Below are 18,474 nucleotides of genomic sequence, written 5' to 3' on the forward strand. Positions count from 1 at the left end.
AGGTTCTCTGAATTTAGCACCTTTGTTAGTTTTATATTGTAATTTGCGGAAAAAGTGAGAATTTTGTCAAAAAATGATGAAATGTATTTTGTGAATTTTTAAACTTTCACCTTTAAATATTTCAAACAAGTTAGTATGATGAATACGTCAACAAAAAGTAATCGAGGAGGAATAAAGAAATGAACCAAGATTTTAATTTTTATGATATGTGGAAGGATTTTTATTCCCAATCAAGTAAATTATTTGATGGAAAATTGGGTACGGAAGACTTTAATTTTTATGATATGTGGAAAGATTTTTATTCCCAATCAAGTAAATTATTTGATGAAAAATTCGGCAATGACTACCCTTCTCAAGGGATGGGACAGGTGTTGGAGATGAATCTTCAATTTAAAAAAATGATCGATGAATCTACGTTAAAATACTTAGAATTCATGAATGTACCATCTACAAAAGACATTGCTAACCTTTCGTCATTAATTGTTAATGTAGATGCAAAAGTTGACGATATTGAAGAAAGATTGGAAGAAAAATTAGACAATACTGAAGATCAAGTGTCATTTAAGTCAGAATTGTCGAATGTAAAAAAAGATGTAAAGAATTTGGATAATAAATTGAATCAAATCCTTACATTGTTAAATTCACAAAAAGAAAAGAAATAAAAACGGATTACATAATAGCTTGTAATACAAAGTAATGTATTAAACTAGCAGGATTATTTAAACAACTATAATAGATGGGGTGCAGAAAAATGGCAGAATTAAAAGGCAAAGTAGCGATTGTAACAGGCGGCAGCAGAGGTATCGGTGCATCGATTGCATTAGAACTAGCTAAGAATGGCGCGAAAGTTGTTATTAACTATAATATCCGCAAAGAATTAGCCGATAAAGTAGTCGCTGAAATTAATGAATTTGGCGGAGAGGCATACGCTGTTCAAGCAGATGTTTCTGAAAGTAATGAAGCAGCATACCTTGTACAAGAAACGATTAACCATTATGGCAAATTAGATATCCTAGTTAATAATGCAGGAATTACAAGAGACAGCACGTTCAAAAAATTAAGCCAAGAAGATTGGAGAAAAGTAATTGATGTAAATTTAAACAGTGTTTACAACAATACTTCTGCTGCTCTTCCTTACCTTCTTGAATCAGATGCTGGCCGTATTATCAACATTTCGTCTATTATTGGACAAGCAGGCGGATTTGGACAAACCAACTATGCAGCAGCAAAAGCAGGACTCATTGGATATACTAAATCACTTGCTCTTGAACTTGCTAAAAGCAATGTAACTGTAAATGCGATTTGCCCTGGATTTATTGGTACTGAGATGGTACAAGCCATTCCAGAAAAAGTTCTTGCAGGAATCGTTGAAAAAGTTCCGCAAAAACGTTTAGGCAAACCAGAAGAAATCGCTCGTGGTGTTGTCTTCTTATGTAAAGATGGTGACTATATCACTGGTCAGCAATTAAATATTAACGGTGGACTTTACATGTAATTGTCATGAATGTCCGACTTTCTTTATATATTAAGAGAGAAAATAAATCATGTAAGGAGTGAACAGTCATTAACGTTTTGATGCCAAAAGAATGGAATGGTGTGCTTGAATTTGCACCTGAAAAGTATCAAGAAATGTATCAACGTGTCTACAGGGCAACTCAAGTGTTAACGACCGATGCCGAACCGGAAGTAGCACCTACACCGAAAGAAGTTATTTGGACTAGAAATAAAACGAAGCTCTACCGATATATTTCTGATCAACCCAAAAAATACAAAACTCCCCTTCTTTTAGTTTATGCTCTAATTAATAAACCATATATTTTGGACCTAACAAAAGGCGGCAGTTTAATAGAATATTTAGTTGAACGTGGGTTTGATGTTTATCTACTTGACTGGGGTACACCAGGTTACGAAGATCGCAATATGAAACTAGATGATTACATTATGGACTATATCCCACGTGCAGTTCGTAAGGTAATGAGAAAATCGAAAGTTGAAGAAGTATCGATCCTTGGATATTGCATGGGTGGAACGATCACGTCTGCATTTGCGGCACTACACCCTGAATTACCAATTCGAAACCTTGTCTTTATGACCAGTCCGTTTAGTTTTGAAAATAGCGGATCATATGGTCCGATGCTGGATGAGCGCTATTTCGATATTAATAAAGTTGTAGAAACCCTTGGTGTTATTCCACCAGAAATGATTGACTTTGGAAACAAAATGATCAATCCAATGGGAACCAACTTTGGACCATTAATTAGTCTCGTAGAGCGTGCTGATAATGAGAAGTTTATTAAGAGCTTTAAACTTCTTCGCAGATGGTTAAACGATGGTATCTTATTTCCTGGTGAAGCCTACCGTCAGTGGATTAGAGACTTCTACCAAAATAATAAACTGATCAAAGGCGAAATGGTTATTCGAGGTAAAAAGGTTAAACTTGAAAATATCAAAGCCAATATCCTAAACCTAGCTGGTAAAAACGACCTAATTGCCCCACCCCATCAAGTTGAAGCATTGATGGATGTAGTTTCAAGTGAGGATAAACAATTTAAGATATTACCTGTTGGGCATACTTCGATTACTTATGGCAGCCAAGCCACAAAAATAACTTATCCAACCATTGCAGATTGGTTAGAAGAAAGATCCAACTAATTCTAGTTTAGATGAGTGTCCCAACTGGGGCACTCCTTTTATTTTATCAAGTGAAATAGTAATGGCGAGTATACAGTTGGCAATAGTGGTAAAAATAATTATATGTAATTATTAGGAAAAAAACAAGTATAATAGATTAAATTTATATTTAATTTGGATAATTCAAATAATTTAAAAATAATAAACACTTCATCGATTCATTCAATGCTTCATGTGCTGTTTGATTTGAAGAAATTGGAGCTTGGTCTAAGATACTGATCTTCATCCTACCTTCCTCCTTTTAATAAATTCTTTTCTAAAGTAACGATCATATAATAAAAAAATACCAAAATGGGGTCCATACTACGGAACCCATTTTGGTACTTGTGGAATTAATCGATTGAACTAAGTATTTGATTCACCCAGAAGTTTTCCCATTCCCTATATTCCTGATTCACTTTACCACTATTTATATCGATTGTTCTTTTATCTGAATCAATCCAGCGAATCATTTGATTATTTTTAAAATAGTAGCGGTTTTCTAAAGGCTTAGCAGTTGTGGTGAAAATAAAGAAAAGTGATCCGTCATCCCAAAAATAATATTCAGTCGTTACCCCATTGTCCTTTTTAACGATTTTCTTAATAATTCCATTATCGTTAATGTACTGGGTAAAACTTGCACCTAACTTATTAACGTTATAGTTCTTTAGCACCTTATTTATACTATTATACTCGGCCCTAATTACTTTTACTTCGTCCTCAACGTTTAAGGAAGAAAGATCTTCCTCTGTTGTTACAACTTCACTTGACTCACGAACATCCCCAGCTGTCACAACTTCGTTTTCCGCCGGATCATCTTCTTGATAATCAAATATTAATCCAACATTAGTGAAGTCTTCGTCAACCAAGGTAGTCTCATTGCTCTTTATCACATTTCCGTTTATTTCAGTTTCAGCATGGATAGTAATCGATCCATCAAATACGACCGGTCCAAACTGATCAATTTCTCCGATCCGTTGATTCGTATTCTTGCCGTTTACAAATAGGAAAGCATCATCTTCATCTGAATAAATAGATAGATTATTTTCGGGAAGGGTAAATTTAACTTCGATTTCCTTACTGTTAATACTCTTAGGGTCAATTACTTCTTCCTTATCAAGTGTTGCATATTTCCCCTTATAGAGAGCCTTTAGTTTGTATTCACCAATTAGGTAAGGACCAAATGTTTTTCCCTCACCACGATTAATCTTGCCAACCCTTTTTTTATTAATATAAATTTCTGTCCCGTCATAATTTGTTGAAATAACCGGATAAAACGATTTAATGTTAATTTTATAGTTATCGAACAGTAGCCACTTTTTCCCTGATGGATGGATGTTCACAAAACCTGCTTTTTCTAATGCAGAAAATGTAGGATTCTGTGAATTTTCTTCTATGTACGATATGAAAGGGAATACATTTTCCGCTGAAATCTTTATATTTGGATCTGTCGTATCAACAATTCCAACAAGCATACTCGCATCTTTTTCCTTTAATGCTTCGTCAAATTTTTGAATCACTTTTTGTTTACTTGTTAACGTGGAACCGAGATAATATCCACCTAGTAAAAGTGCTGCCAGAATGCTCCCTATTGTAAGAGTTAATTTCTTGCTTCGAGATGCTTGTTTTTTTGACCTTTCATTATTTACAATAGGTTCTTTTATTTCATGAAGATTAGGAGAAGTTGTACCTCCCGAAGCATCGGCTCCCTGTCTCTGTTCATAGCTATCTTGAACATTAGCAAACTGCTTTCCACAATTTGAACAGACCCGATAATGCTTTGGAACCTTCGTTCCACACTCCGTACAGAACTTAAAATCCATTAACCTATTACCCCCTTAAACAATCTAATATGTATTTAATAAAGTCAACTTAGGTGTTTAATTTCATTTTATTGCTCAAAATTGGGTCCAATGACACAATTGACACCCTAATTACCATTTACTATTATTAGAACCTATTTATGGAAAAATGACAACAACTTGGTGCCTGACACCAATTTTGACACGAAATTGTAATAAATATTGGTATTTGTCGAATATTTTACCAAGTTTTTTGAAGGAGAATGTCGAATTAAAGAGAATGAAGTAAAGGAGGTTTTAAAAAGGAGGAGAAATACATGAAGAAATTAATAACAGTATTATGTGGAATCATTATTGGATTATCGTTGTTTGTGAGTACTGGGAATACGGCAAAGGCATCAGAAACAGATGAATGTGGTTGCATAGTTTCACCCGTATTAGGTGCTGAAAAGAATAAGATTGTAGCAGGTTTATTAAGTAGTCAAGAGTTTAAGAATGTAAAAGATTCACTTAAAAGTGAAGGATATAGTTATAGAGGAGTCAAAAACATAGAAGTACTTATCAATCATACGTATGACGATACAGTAATGGTGGGAGTACCTTTCTATAATGCAGATGGTACTTTAGAAATGGCAGCATTTTTTAATGGAATTTATATGGATCCAGATCTATTTGAACATTAATATTATATAAAACAAAATCCTTCCCAACTCGGAAAGGATTTTTTTCATTCATATCTAGTTCATCCAAACTGCCAAACACTATGACTCAAGTTTCCATATCGAAAGCTGCGATGCAGCAACTTCGCTTTTTGACTATCATCAGCAGCTCCCATTGCATAAAAAATTGGAATGAAGTGTTCATTTCCATAACGTGGTACAGCATATTCTGCATTAGGTGCAAGGGAGTCATATTTAAATAATGACTCTAGGTCCCAATTATTTAAGTGGTGGGCCAACCAGTCATCAAATTCAAGAGCCCATTGATCGATTTCATTATCTGCCCATTTCACTGCTCTCAGGTTATGGACTGTTCCTCCACTTGCAATGATTAATATATCATTTGCTCTTAATGATGATAAGCTTTTGCCTACTTTATATTGCTCTTCCGGTTTAAGATTCGGATTTACGGACATCGAAATGACAGGGATATCTGCATTCGGATACAACAAGCGAAGTACAACCCATGCTCCATGATCAAGGCCGCGTTTCGTTTCTACTTCAAATGGTACACCGTTTTTTGCGAACAAGTCTTTAATTTCTTGTGAAACCTGCTGGTCCCCTTTAGCTGGATATTTAATTGTATATAGTTCCGGGTCGAAACCACCAAAATCATAAATGGTGTCATATGTGTCGACTTCGCTTACTTTTTGCATTGATGATTCCCAGTGTGCTGAAAACAATATTATTGCCTTTGGCCGAGGAAGGTTTTTTCCGAGCTGGCTTAGAAACTGAGTATACTCATTATTCTCAACAGCTAATAATGGTGCTCCATGTGCAATAAAAAAAGATGGCATCATATTTTCGTCCCCCTTTTAATTATTTTAGCTTTTTGATAAAGAAGTAGTTTCTTCTTTCTGACCTTTGAAAATGAGTTGATCGAGTGCAAACATTTTACTACCATTAATCGCAATAAAAATAGCCATTGCTAAAAAAGCCAAATCTAATTCGTAACCAGCCATTTGTCCGTTTCCTAAAAATCCAACAGCTAGTTTTACTTTAACAATTGCACCAATCATTAGTAAAGATAATAGAGCTGAGACAATTTGACTGCCTAAACCTAGAACTAATGCAACTCCACCAATCATTTCTACTGTTGCCACTCCATACGCTAAGAATCCTGGTAACCCAATACTGTCAAACCAGCCAACGATATTTTCAATTCCACCTTGGAATTTAACTATCCCATGTACAAAGAACGTAATACCTAAAACCACTCTTATAATTAATGTACTAACCTCGAATTTTTTTAACATGATTATTTTCCCCTTTTATTATTATTATTATTTTTCTACTTTTTCCATTAACCAGTTCATGAAATCCCGATGGTTATCCAATGAAACGGTGTGTCCTTCTTTGTAGGTTTTAAAGGTGACATCTGCCCCTAAACCACTAAAATATTCATTATTTGTCAATCCCCAATCAAATGGAAGAACCTGATCCATCTCACCATGGGAAATAAACAAGGACAGTTTATCAACAGGCTGGATCACGTATTCTTCTTTTACAAAAGCAGGAATGTATCCGCTTAGTGCAATAATACCCTTTATTCGACTACCCAATGTTAATCCAAGCGTCATCGACAATATTGCTCCCTGACTAAATCCAAGTAAGAACAATTGGCTCTCATCCAAAGGATATTCCCCGCAGGCATAATCAATAAAACTTGTCAGTTTATGGATTCCTTCATCGAACACATCCCTGTGCGGTTTTCCATATCCTTGAATCGTAAAAAACGCATAGCCTGGTGGTTGTGGAAGATGACCACGGATACTAAAAATGTAAAAACGGTCTTCTAATCCGTTTACCATTGACAGCATATTTTGTTCATTACTGCCAATCCCATGCATTAAAAACAACGCAGGATAAGTTTTTCCAGGTTCAGTCTGTGCTGGACGACGAAGCTCATAAATCATTGGTGAATTCATCCTATCATCCCTTCTTTTAAGCAAACATTCCTAATATTATTAGGATGGCTGTTAATATGATTACTTAACCTTAATTTTCAATCAAGCACTCGGAATCGAAATAAATAAAAAAGATTCATATTAGGAAACTAGTAGACAAAAAGATATTCACATCAAAAGTTTTCCGATGTGAATCTTTGTTGTTTATATAATAACAAGAGAATTGTTTCATTGTCAACGATTATTTTCTAATATAAAAACTTGTTCTATATCAGAATACAAAAAATAGGAATCAAGTTGATTCCTATCATCCACCCTACTAATCCGCTAAAAACTTCTGTATCTCAGAAACAAGTTCCATGGGATTTTCAAACATACTCATATGGCCTGAATCTTTAATTATTGATTGCTTTATATTTGCTCTACTGACAGAAAATGTTTTTTCTGCTGGAATGATTTGATCCTGTTCACCTGCTACTAAAAGAATCGGCAATGTCGAGGATTCCAATACTTGATTCCGATCTGGCCGGTCCTTCATCGCATTAAGTGCATCTATCGCACCCTCTGCCGAAGTAGTATAGCCAATTTCCATTGCAATACCAACATAATTCTCATCCTGATTTTCGGGTGAAAATAATTTTGGAACCAAGCCGTCGATAAGTGAGTAGATTCCTGACTTGTTTACCTTTTCGATATTTGCACTCCTGGCCTTTTTCGCTTCTTCCGAATCTGGAAAGGCTGTTGAATGAATAAGCGAATATCCGTTTAACTGACCACCGTACTTTTCTGCAAAAGCAAGTGTGATATACCCGCCTAACGAGTGACCAAACATCGTGACTTCAGGTAAATTTAAAGCATCCAAAAGATTTTTCACTTGATCCGCTAGATTTTCAATCGTACTGCTGCCTTGAAGAGGATCTGACTGTCCATGTCCAGGAAGATCCAGTGCAATCACCCGGTAATCAGCTGACAACGTTGGGATCACAAACTCCCAATAGCTAGAACTCCCACAAAAACCATGTAGAAGCACGATTGGCTTTCCTTCTCCACTATCTATGTACGCCATCGTTGTATCTTTTGCTTTGATTTTCTTAAGTTCCATAGGCTTCACCCCAGAGTTTAATTAGCTAATTTGCTCTTCACTATTTTCATTACTTAATAATACTCTTTTATTGGGGATTAATGTTAAGTTTGATTTTTTCAATAGATATTCTAGATGATCGATTGGCATAGAACCATGACCTTTACTATCTGCAAGTGTAAATTGAACAGTGACGCCATTATAACTTTTAACGGTAAAGGATTCAGCGGAATTGAAAAAACTTTTAATACCTTGAGATATTTGATATTTTGTACCTTCTTCAATTAACATTATCTTACTCCTTTATTGATGTTCTTCATAAGTAGTATGCCTAAAAAGGGTTTATACATACATATTTTTTCCAATTGAATTTTATCTAACAAAAAAGAGAGAGATGGTGTCATCTCTCTCTTACACTTCCATTCCCTCTTCTTCATCCATCATGGCATCAAACGCCTCAGAAACCTTATCAAATTCTTCATCACTTTCGATTGCGGCTAAATCACCTTCATCATCGACTTTCATAAAAAAGATATCAATATCTTCATCAGATTCCTGCCTAATTTCGTCCGCAAACCCGACAGCAACGTAATCGGTACCCTCGATTGTCATGACACCAAGCACTTCAACTTCTTGTTCTTCTCCGTTTTCATCCGTAATCGTAAAAATTTCTTGGACTTCAATTTTACTCATTTTACGTTCAACTTCCTTTAAAAGTATTTTTATAAAACAGTATCCCTAAAAAGATGGAGTTTATTCGAAAACATGTATTTCCATTATTAATTCGACAAAAATCCTATATAATTAATTCATCATGCTTACTAAGGAGAATTTTATGAATCCAAAACAGTTAGAAGAAAAAATAATTGAAAACTATCGTGGCGAAGAGAAAATGATGATTCTCGTCTTTGCGCAATGGTGTGTGAATCATGACCTTAATCCAGAAGAGCTATATTTACGGGCCTATCCCAATCAAGGAGCTAATCCTGCTTTAAGAGAGGCCATTGAGTTAACTGTACCTAAAGAAGAAGCTGGAGAAGTCGGTGACCAAACCTTGCTTGGTGTTTTAGCACTGTTTGGTAATGATGACCTTGCGTTTGTGGTTACGGAAGAGATCAACAATTTGAGGAAATAACGTTTTGTGCAATTTTTGAATGGTTTTGTGCGGAATTCGGGTCATTTTGTACGAATTTATGAAGTTAAGTACGAATAACGAACAGTTTTGTACAATTAGACATTTTCTTCCAGATTTTCTCAAATTAAGCAGACATAGTTCACAAGCTATGTCTGCTTAAATACTTAATAATGATACTCCCTATTAACTGGCGAAGGCTTCATTAAGAAATCCTTTAATGCCTCTCTGTTTTCCTCCAAATTTATCTCAAGGACCGCCCCAGCGTGGGGATAGGTTTTATTTACATAGCTATTTTGAACCGGAATCCGTAAACTATCGATATTTTTGATTGGATAAAATACAAGTTTAGATAGTACTGATAAAATCTCTCCTTTATCCATATCCGATTCCACATGATTTAAACTTTCTTCCACAAAATCCGGAAGTGCAGCTAAGGACTCGATATGACTAAACTTATTTTTCAACTGTTCCTTTACCTTGACGATGACTTCCTGTTGTCGTTTAACACGACCAAAATCACTTTCGTCATCATGTCTAAACCGTACATACTTTAACAATTCTCTTCCTTTCAGCGCGTTTTCTCCTGGTTTCACTTTCATATTAAAATCATCAATCATCTTTTGGCTAACATTAACAGTAATACCCTCCGGAGCAATCAAGTCAATAAAATTTGCAAACCCGTTAAAGTCTATAGAAATGGAATGGTCCACTTTAATACCAAAATTTTGATCAATTGTCTTTTTTAATAATTCATTTCCCCCGATAAAATAGGCCATATTGAGCTTGTCGTAGCCTTTTTTATGGCCGGGAATCTTGACATAACTATCCCTCATCAAGGAAATTAACTTGATATTACCTTTTTTAGGAACATATTGTGCAATAATAATGGCATCTGAGAAAGATTGAGGTTCACCTCTTGAATCACTTCCAATTAATAGAAAGTTCATCATTCCTTTTTTATCTTTATGATTGGTACTATCTTCAATTTTATTTGGTGAAGAGGGTTGAACTTGATCTTGGTCACTTAAATTTCCTGCCGAACAGCCTCCTAAAAACATAGAAAATAAAATTATCATGAATATTCTCAAGCTTTTCACCAACTTTCAAAAGAATTCGATTAATTATATAAGTTGTTACCTACTTAATTTCTCTTTTTTTCCCTTGTTTATTCTTCCTTACTATTATCTCTCTCCACATTAGCGATGGGTAAATTGCATAAAATTTCCCATTCTGCACAAAATGAAAATAAAAATTTTGAGGGATATCAATGACCACTAAGAAAGAATTACTAGATGCTGAAGATAGTTCACAAAGGAGTAGGGGTCAAAATTGGCTCAACCGTTTATCAAAATCCAATGACTTCGTTCATGAGCAAACTTCCTTAAAAGAGGAAGATCCTTATTGGCTTTCTTACTATCGCACTCTGATTTCATCTGATATCCTCCATCAGGATGTTTTGCCCTACTTGCAGGAGCAGTTATCATTAGAAGAATTAAAACGCATCATTCCTGTCGAAGTAATTATTTTTACGAAAGATCCTAAGGAAATCATTCAAAACCTCATGAGGGGATTCCTCGCTCTTCAAAAGCATGAAGATGATGAAGAATGTTTATTGGTTAATATTGGAAACAATAAATTTCGGGATGTCAGCATACCAACATTGGAATCCTCCGCTATTGGACCGCAAGTAGGTTTTATTGAAGAATTAGACATCAACATTAACTTAATTCGAAAACGGCTACCCGTCCCTGAATTGCTGGTCATTGAAATGAAGGTCGGCGAACTTTCAAAAACAAATGTAGCGGTTCTCTATATAGATGGGATTGCTGACCCGGAAAATGTTAACACGGTTGTCCAAAGAATTAGCGATGTTCAATATGATCATATCCTGGACAGTTCTTATCTTTCTTCAATGATTGAGGACAATACAAATTCCTTATTTCCTCAATCCATTTCAACTGAACGAGTAGATCGGGTTGCTGCTGGTTTAACAGAAGGGAAAATTATCATTGCCGTGGATGGTTCCCCAAATCTCGTCATTGTCCCTGTTACCTTATTTGAGTCTTTTATTGCAATGGAAGATTATAGTTATTCTTGGATTATTGGGAATTTCTTCCGTTTCTTACGTTATTCTTCGTTTTACATTTCAACATTGCTCAGTCCTATGTATGTTGCAATTATGACCTATCATTATGAATTAATTCCTGCCCCATTACTAGAAACCTTGGTTGGTTCAAGGGCATCAGTTCCCTTTCCGCCTTTTTTAGAAGCTTTATTACTAGAAATCATGATTGAAATGGTAAAAGAGGCAGGCATTCGATTACCATTTAAAATCGGACAATCTCTTGGCGTTGTAGGTGGTATTGTTATTGGACAGGCAGTAGTTGAAGCGGGGTTAACTAGTAATGTTTTGCTTATTTTAGTAGGTCTAGGAACCTTAGCTTCCTATACGGCACCGGTCTATAAATTTAGTAACACCGTCCGGTTTATTAAGTTTCCAGTCATTATTCTTTCCCAATTGTTTGGATTGTTCGGGGTGTTTTGGGCGGTACATTTTACAAGCATCCATTTATTACGATTAACATCTCTCGGTCGTCCGTATTTAAGTATGTATCCAATCCGAACCACATCCTTTCAAGACCTGTGGATTAGACTTCCTTTTTCCAAGCAAAAAGACAATCCGACCACACTAAGGCCACAAAAGAAAAGGAAATCTACTGGAAATTGGGAAAACCCAGAACCAGTAAACGATTTTTATGAATAAATGCGTAAAGGGGAGATATTCGATTGCAAGTGAATAAAAGACATCAAGTTTCTCCCTATTTAGTTTTCTTTATTGTTTACAATTCACAAGTTGGGGTTGGCATATTAGGATTCCAAAGAACCCTTGCTGCAAAAGCAGGATATGATGCTTGGATGGGTGTAATCTTGGCAGGGTGTTTAGTTCAACTATTCATATGGATGATGTTTAAACTGCTCGAAAAAACCGATGGAGATATTGTTGATGTCCATAAAAAGGTGTTTGGGAATATTCTTGGTAATTTTTTTAGTATTATTATTATGATTTATTACTGGTTGGCCAGTGTCTCGGTCTTACTTGGATTTATTGAGATTATTCAAGTTTGGATGTTCCCTACACTACCCTCATGGATACTTTGTTCATTAATCTTAGTTTTAGTTTATTATTGTGTGTCTGGAGGATTTCGGGTTATTGTTGGTGTTTCTTTTTTGTCATTTATTTTTCCACAAATCACCCTAATCGTCCTTTATATTTTCCCATTAAAAGAAGCACATTTTACTAATTTACTTCCAATCATGAATCATTCTTTTTTGGATATGCTTGATGCAGTCAAAAGTTCTATGTATACGTTAGCTGGAACAGAAACGTTACTAATGTTCTATCCATTTATAAGAGATCCTAAATCGTCAAAAAAGTTCGCTCATTTAGGGGTATTGTTTACTACCTTACTATATACGGTTTCTGCGATTGTATCATTTACGTATTATAGTGAAAAACAGTTAAAAGAAATCATTTGGCCGGAACTAAATTTAATCAAAATTATCCGGCTATCTTATATAGAACGCTTTGAATACATATATATATCCATGTATTTAATTATCGTTTCAGCATTGGTCGCTCTTCTATTATGGAGCTCGACACGAGGTTTAAAGAGAATTTTTAAAAAGAAGCAAAAGAACTATTTAATCATTTTAAGCCTACTAAGTGTGGTTATATCTCAATTAATAAACGAACAAATGAAAGAAACACTTGATAAATACGTAACCCAACTGAATTTATGGATCTTTTACGTCTACATCCCAATCCTCCTAATAATTTTCACAATACTAAGGAGGAGAAAACAAAATGGCTAATCGAACCTTAATAGGAATATGGGTTACTATTTTCTTATTATCCGGTTGTTCTATGATACCGTCCAATATCGTCAATCAAATAAACATGGCCCAGGGTGTAGGATATGATTGGGCCGGAAAGAAAATGATAAAAGGATCCATTACCTATCCAATTTATAAGAAGGATCAACCCTCTACCACTGAAGTCAAAATATCGTTGGGTGAAACGAGTAAAGAATTTCGGAGCAACGTTAATAATGAGTCAAGATATCCATTAGTCAGCGGTCAATTGCGCCTTGCACTATTTGGAAAATCACTAGCAAAAAAAGGAATTACTGATGTTGTTGACACCTTAAACCGTGACCCGTCCATTGGCAGTATTATTCAAATGGCTGTGGTCGATGGAGATGCCAGTGAGCTATTTAAAATAGAGAAATTCAAAAAAGACAATGTTTCATTGTTTGTACAAGAAATGCTGGATCAATCCATGAAATCAGATAATCTTCCTGAATCAAATTTACAAACATATTTATTTCAATTTAACCAAATTGGAAAGGATCCCTACTTGCCATTAATCAAACAAGTAGAAGATAATATTAAAATTATTGGCATTGCAATATTTAAAGATGATCGATATGTCTTTCCTATTTTTATGGAGGATGCATTCACTTTTAAATGTTTAGTTGATAAATATAAACAAGGCTTACAGCGTTTCACTTTAAAAAACGGTGAAAGAGCCGTTCTAGATAATCTTCATTCCAAAGCACACTATCAAGTAAAAATAAAAAAAGGCCGACCAGAATTTACGATTAATCTAAAAATGAAAACAAGGCTTCAAGAATTCACATCACCTAAGAAAAAAAGGGTAGCATTGAATAAAAAACATCTCCAAAAAGAAATTGCTGAGCAATTAGAAGAGGACTCATTAAAACTTATCAAAAAATTTCAAAAACATGGCGTGGACCCATTTGGTCTAGGTGCAAAATATAGAGAGAATGATCGCGGTTTTAATGAAAAACAATGGAAGAGATTCTATCCTACCGCAAAAGTTCATGTACATGTAAAGGTGAATATCATGCAAACTGGGGTAGTCGATTAATTTATTAAAATGAAACGGATATTTTTAAGGAACTTGGTCAAAATATAATCAGGGCTTGTAGCTCAAGTGGTAGAGCAACCTATAGTCCTTCACGCTGACTATAGTGTGTTTTGTGGGTTCAAATCCCACCAAGTCCTTTTTCGATTGACCAAGAAAAAAGGTAGGTCAGTTAAAACACTGACTTACCTTTTTCATTTAACTGTCATATTCTTTTAGTTTCCAATGTTTATTGCTTTGCTCGGGTCCATTGATTTAATTGCCTCATTTAAGGCGATGGAAGCAAAAATAGCTGTATCTTTACTTATATTAGTGGTGCTATAGCCTGAATATTTTGCTCGCACACCTAAAGCATTTATATATGCCTTCTGGAAGTCTTCCTGCTTTAATTCCCAATCAGGACTATCCCAAACTTGGACAAAGCCTCCACCAGAAGTTTTGTCTCCTTTATAAGCGGAAATTGATTTAGCAGCGTTTAAAACATTAGCTAGAGTCGCGTCTGCACTAAAATCAGTTCCTGGGGCCGTTACGGTAACAGTTGTTGTAACAGGCGGAAGGCTCGGATTTGCCATGCTTGTACCAGTAATCGTAACGGTACCTGGATTACGTCCGATAACCAATCCATTTTTATCTACCATCGCAATATTTTGATCACTTGATGTCCACTGGATTCTCTTGTCGTAAGCATTGCTAGGTTCAAGTAAAGTAGTCAACTGCAATCTATTTGTACCTGTCACCTTTGCTGTTGAGGAATCAGTTTTTTTGGAAGGTCCGTAGATAGTAGCATTATTAGGGCTGACCAACTGAAGATCCGTTGGAACAGTTGACGCGTCAGCAACCTTTATCTTAATTGTTTCTGTAAGCTGTTGATCCTGCTTACTTTTCGCGGTAACAGTTACATCCGCAACTTTATTTTCCCCAGTTCCCACTGCCTGAAGTGTCGCTGTATTTCCATTTCCTACAACCTTTACAATACTTTCATCCGAAGACTCCCATGTTACTGTATCGTTTGTATTGCCGTGTAATGTTGCTGTCACTGTAGTAGAGTCTGTTCCTTTTTCTCCATTGAAAATAAGTGTTGAAGAGTACTTGTCAAAATCAATTCCGGAAACATTATTAATACTCTCGTTTCCATCGTTCATCACCATATAGCGAGTATCTTTCTTTGCGTTAAAGATAATTTTGCCGCCCTTTATGTTGTAATTGACAGTATCTCCCAATGTGTTATCCTCATTAACAATTTGAATGACTGGATTTCCTGTTTCCCATGGATTTACAAGAGCGATTTTTCCATTGCGCTTACTGTTTAAATCCACGTACGGTACTGTATGTGTGTCTGCGTCATACTCACTTGAAACCTCTACATTTCCTTTCGCGCCAAGCTTGTGGAAGCTGACATCTTTGTTCATGTCCCAGTTTGGAAGAGCCCAAATGGTACTTGGAACACTTGGGGTAGTGCTGCTCTGGATCAACATAGAGTTTAGCCCTTCCATGGCTGCTATCGTTTCAACGGCTCCACCGTTTCCATAATACGTTAGGTTACTGTTTCGGATTTTTGCGTTTAATACTCCCTCAAACTTGTTAAGCAAATCTGCTGCTGGCCAGCCAGCTCTCGCCATGATCGAGTAAACTTTAGGGAAACCATTGTTCTGACTGCTCCATCCCGAGAAACTCTTTTCCGCCCATGCATTCATATACTCGAGGGTATTGCGGACCTTTTGCAAGGTTTCTTTATCACCGTCAAGCATTTGCTGGTTTTCAAATGGAAAAACAACGCCTTCGAGTTCAACTGGTTGATCCCCCGGTTCAATCATATCGACATGCGGCTGATTCGGTGACTGATAATCAGTAGCCAACAAAGTTGGGACGAAATTACTGTTTGTGTTTGCATCGAATTTTCCTTTTGGCAACATCGCTTCAGGGTAAGCGGTGTGATCAGAAAGATCCTGCCAACGGTTAATGTTAGCTTGGTCTTCGTTCATTTCTTCTGCATGGGTGATTAGGATTTTTGCGAGATATTTAATAGCACCAATATCTAAATCAGGATTGATGTCGGCTGCATCTCCTTCGTGGATAGAGGAACCTAGTACTGAATAATGGTATTGTCCGTTGCCATCCTCTGTTTTTACAACATAATCACTGTAGAACGTCATCAATTGTTTTAGATATGGGTAAAGAACATTTTTCAGATAATCCTTGTCCAATGTATATTCATAGTAGAAAACCATTGGGACTGCAGCGTACATACCATTTGATTTCTGGTCTGTTGAACTAGAATTAAAGCCATAGATCTTGACTGGTCCTGTTTCTTTAAGTGCAGGCTGAGGATTAGCCATTAAATCGAAAGGCGTTGTCGATCTAATATGTACAGCACCTTCAAAACCTTGTGCTGCCGCATTGTTTAGAGACCATGGAAGATCGTTTGCTATTACTCTATTATACGGGATGGTCGTATCAATTCGATTAGTTGTCCCAGCCGCATAATAATGAGCTTGCTGATTATAATTTAGGAAGTACCTTCCACCCCAGCCCATATTGTCAGCAGGAATCCAAGAACCATACATCGGTGCAGGCAAATTTTGCGAGTTTACCTTTCCATTGGCACTTGTTGGACGATTGGAACTTCCAAGAATATAAAGTGATCCATAGTAATACTTGTTAATTTCTGGATCATTAAATTGCGTATAGCTCTTAAGCCAGTAATTTTTCCACCAATTTAAGTGATCGTCTCTAAGCTGGTTGATTGCTTCAGGTGTTTGATAAGCTGAAATCCCTTTCAGAGCATCTGCCTGAACATCTGAGACACTTTTAATCTTATCGTGGGCACCGCTGCTGCTAGCAAAATAGGAAACTAGGTAAACCTTCGAACCAGACTTTACCGTAAAGTCACCGGCCTGGCCTAGTGATTCTTGATAGTTCTTGCTGTACTGATCATAATAATCATTTGTTTCAATCTTTTCTTGTGTGTTAGTCAACTCTGCGCCAACAACTGTTGTAGCAGTTGCCATTCGGCTGCGATAATTGGAAGTATTTCCATCCTCGCCGGCTTCTGTATCCCTGGTTGTCCAAAGGACTGGAGATTGCCCCGTTTTATCAATCCCGCCTGAATAAGGGAAAGTTTGTTGGGCATCTTCCATTTGATCTGCCCCCGAACCAGGATACGCTTTAGCAGGAACCCATAATTTCGTGTTTAACGTAATCTCTTCAGAACCGGTATTGGTAATTTCAGTAACAAATACATTATCGGTGTCCGCTGTCCAGGATTTCATTTGGACCATCGCATCATTACCTTTATTGTCTTTTAACTGAATATCTGTGTTCACTTCTGCATTTAGGATGTCCTGCTTCATTTTGAAAACGCTATCGGACTTACTGCCGGCCTCAGTAGTCGGCCAAATATCCAGACCTCCGCCAGATAAAATTCCGGACTGATCTCTTATTCTACTAGCCTCTTCGTGCGTTGTTCCCCAAAGATCGTTTTTACCAAAGTAAAATTGTTGAGATGTAGTAGATACACCAGCGGCTATAACCCCAATATCTCCATTTCCCATCAATTGACCTTTAGTGTAACCTCCACTGCTTACGTCAGTGATTTTGAGTGGCGTAGTAATCGACCCATAATAGTTGGCCAACATTTTCTGAATTTCTGACCAATCATCTTGTTGTAAATGGTTGATTACCGCTTGAGGTGGTTTATAGCTTGTATCACTTTTGGCATTTACATGATAATTTCCCACCGTAAAACCGGTCAGACTTGCGGCAACTATCGTTGTTGATAATACCTTACGCATTCGTTTAAACGATCTGGATTTCATACGCTTCCCCCTAATTCAATTTTGCATTCACTTTACCTGAATATTATGACTATTCACTTTAAAATTTCATTCCTATGTAATCGACTCTCCTTCCAACATGAATTGAAACCGCTTACTAATAAAATTTTAGCATTATCAAAAATGAATAAATATGATATAAATCTATACTGAAAGCGCTCATTTCTATTATCATTTTCCTTTACAAACATTTTGTGATATAGGCCCCATTACGATAGTCTTGTTTTATTGATAGATTTTACCCTTTATAAAAATACAAAATTACAGGAACAAAAAAAACGATCCATCAACATAATTGATAGACCGTTTAAGTGTCGTCAAAACACTCGTATAAGAATTTCTGCACTTTTTATATTTTGGCTCGGTTAAACTAGCCTGT

The 18,474-nt window shown here is 36.1% G+C and carries 17 protein-coding genes and 1 tRNA gene; 9 read left to right on the forward strand and 9 right to left on the reverse strand.

Annotated elements, in window-relative coordinates:
• Positions 1 to 179 precede the first annotated feature (179 nt).
• The 3 genes from QNH17_RS16735 (at position 180) to phaC (ending at position 2,652) form a co-directional block, all read left to right on the forward strand.
• On the forward strand, positions 180 to 662 hold the full coding sequence (locus QNH17_RS16735) for a polyhydroxyalkanoic acid synthase subunit PhaR (RefSeq protein ID WP_283873647.1): 483 nt from the start codon (positions 180 to 182) through the stop codon (positions 660 to 662).
• An 89-nt stretch (positions 663 to 751) separates the two neighbouring features.
• A complete protein-coding gene (locus tag QNH17_RS16740; protein WP_283873648.1) occupies positions 752 to 1,495 on the forward strand; it encodes a 3-oxoacyl-ACP reductase in 744 nt (247 codons plus the stop codon).
• 80 nt (positions 1,496 to 1,575) lie between these two features.
• A complete protein-coding gene (gene phaC, locus QNH17_RS16745) occupies positions 1,576 to 2,652 on the forward strand; it encodes a class III poly(R)-hydroxyalkanoic acid synthase subunit PhaC (RefSeq protein WP_283879526.1) in 1,077 nt (358 codons plus the stop codon).
• A 371-nt stretch (positions 2,653 to 3,023) separates the two neighbouring features.
• On the opposite strand, the gene QNH17_RS16750 is transcribed toward phaC, so the two are convergent.
• A complete protein-coding gene (locus tag QNH17_RS16750; protein ID WP_283873649.1) occupies positions 3,024 to 4,493 on the reverse strand; it encodes a zinc ribbon domain-containing protein in 1,470 nt (489 codons plus the stop codon).
• Between the two features lie 296 nt (positions 4,494 to 4,789).
• Here QNH17_RS16750 and QNH17_RS16755 point away from each other — a divergent pair, with 296 nt between their 5' ends.
• Positions 4,790 to 5,155 carry a hypothetical protein gene (locus QNH17_RS16755; RefSeq protein ID WP_283873650.1) on the forward strand — a complete coding sequence of 122 codons (366 nt, stop codon included), beginning with the start codon at positions 4,790 to 4,792 and terminating at the stop codon, positions 5,153 to 5,155.
• 59 nt (positions 5,156 to 5,214) lie between these two features.
• On the opposite strand, the gene QNH17_RS16760 is transcribed toward QNH17_RS16755, so the two are convergent.
• From QNH17_RS16760 to QNH17_RS16785, 6 genes are all read right to left on the reverse strand, one after another.
• Positions 5,215 to 5,991 carry a dioxygenase family protein gene (locus QNH17_RS16760; RefSeq protein WP_283873651.1) on the reverse strand — a complete coding sequence of 259 codons (777 nt, stop codon included), beginning with the start codon at positions 5,989 to 5,991 and terminating at the stop codon, positions 5,215 to 5,217.
• A gap of 24 nt (positions 5,992 to 6,015) precedes the next feature.
• Positions 6,016 to 6,447 (reverse strand): DoxX family protein, encoded by a 432-nt coding sequence (locus QNH17_RS16765; protein ID WP_283873653.1) that lies wholly within the window; start codon positions 6,445 to 6,447, stop codon positions 6,016 to 6,018.
• A gap of 27 nt (positions 6,448 to 6,474) precedes the next feature.
• A complete protein-coding gene (locus QNH17_RS16770) occupies positions 6,475 to 7,119 on the reverse strand; it encodes an alpha/beta hydrolase (RefSeq protein ID WP_283873655.1) in 645 nt (214 codons plus the stop codon).
• A gap of 298 nt (positions 7,120 to 7,417) precedes the next feature.
• Complete coding sequence (locus QNH17_RS16775) at positions 7,418 to 8,200, reverse strand: alpha/beta fold hydrolase (RefSeq protein WP_283873657.1); 783 nt, start codon at positions 8,198 to 8,200, stop codon at positions 7,418 to 7,420.
• 21 nt (positions 8,201 to 8,221) lie between these two features.
• A complete protein-coding gene (locus QNH17_RS16780) occupies positions 8,222 to 8,470 on the reverse strand; it encodes a hypothetical protein (protein ID WP_283873658.1) in 249 nt (82 codons plus the stop codon).
• A gap of 120 nt (positions 8,471 to 8,590) precedes the next feature.
• The gene (locus QNH17_RS16785) at positions 8,591 to 8,872 is read right to left on the reverse strand and encodes a DUF1292 domain-containing protein (protein ID WP_283873659.1); all 282 of its coding nucleotides are present in this window, start codon (positions 8,870 to 8,872) and stop codon (positions 8,591 to 8,593) included.
• 142 nt (positions 8,873 to 9,014) lie between these two features.
• Here QNH17_RS16785 and QNH17_RS16790 point away from each other — a divergent pair, with 142 nt between their 5' ends.
• On the forward strand, positions 9,015 to 9,314 hold the full coding sequence (locus QNH17_RS16790) for a protein YxiS (protein WP_283873660.1): 300 nt from the start codon (positions 9,015 to 9,017) through the stop codon (positions 9,312 to 9,314).
• 164 nt (positions 9,315 to 9,478) lie between these two features.
• Here QNH17_RS16790 and QNH17_RS16795 read toward each other — a convergent pair whose 3' ends face one another.
• Positions 9,479 to 10,390, reverse strand: a complete 912-nt coding sequence (locus QNH17_RS16795) for an LCP family protein (protein ID WP_283873661.1) — start codon at positions 10,388 to 10,390, stop codon at positions 9,479 to 9,481.
• 191 nt (positions 10,391 to 10,581) lie between these two features.
• On the opposite strand from QNH17_RS16795, the gene QNH17_RS16800 reads away from it, so the two are divergent.
• The 4 genes from QNH17_RS16800 (at position 10,582) to QNH17_RS16815 (ending at position 14,402) form a co-directional block, all read left to right on the forward strand.
• Entirely contained in the window at positions 10,582 to 12,078 is a 1,497-nt protein-coding gene (locus QNH17_RS16800; RefSeq protein ID WP_283873662.1) for a spore germination protein, read from the forward strand.
• A gap of 29 nt (positions 12,079 to 12,107) precedes the next feature.
• Positions 12,108 to 13,187: a GerAB/ArcD/ProY family transporter gene (locus QNH17_RS16805; protein ID WP_283879527.1), complete on the forward strand. Its 1,080-nt coding sequence runs from the start codon at positions 12,108 to 12,110 to the stop codon at positions 13,185 to 13,187.
• Entirely contained in the window at positions 13,180 to 14,265 is a 1,086-nt protein-coding gene (locus QNH17_RS16810; RefSeq protein WP_283873663.1) for a Ger(x)C family spore germination protein, read from the forward strand. Before QNH17_RS16805 ends, QNH17_RS16810 begins: the two co-directional genes overlap by 8 nt.
• Before the next feature lie 51 nt (positions 14,266 to 14,316).
• Positions 14,317 to 14,402, forward strand: a tRNA-OTHER gene (locus QNH17_RS16815).
• 75 nt (positions 14,403 to 14,477) lie between these two features.
• Here the strand turns inward: QNH17_RS16815 and QNH17_RS16820 are convergent.
• The gene (locus QNH17_RS16820; protein ID WP_283873664.1) at positions 14,478 to 18,077 is read right to left on the reverse strand and encodes a glycosyl hydrolase family 95 catalytic domain-containing protein; all 3,600 of its coding nucleotides are present in this window, start codon (positions 18,075 to 18,077) and stop codon (positions 14,478 to 14,480) included.
• Positions 18,078 to 18,474 lie beyond the last annotated feature (397 nt).

Source organism: Neobacillus sp. SuZ13 (assembly GCF_030123365.1).
GTDB lineage: Bacteria > Bacillota > Bacilli > Bacillales > Cytobacillaceae > Neobacillus.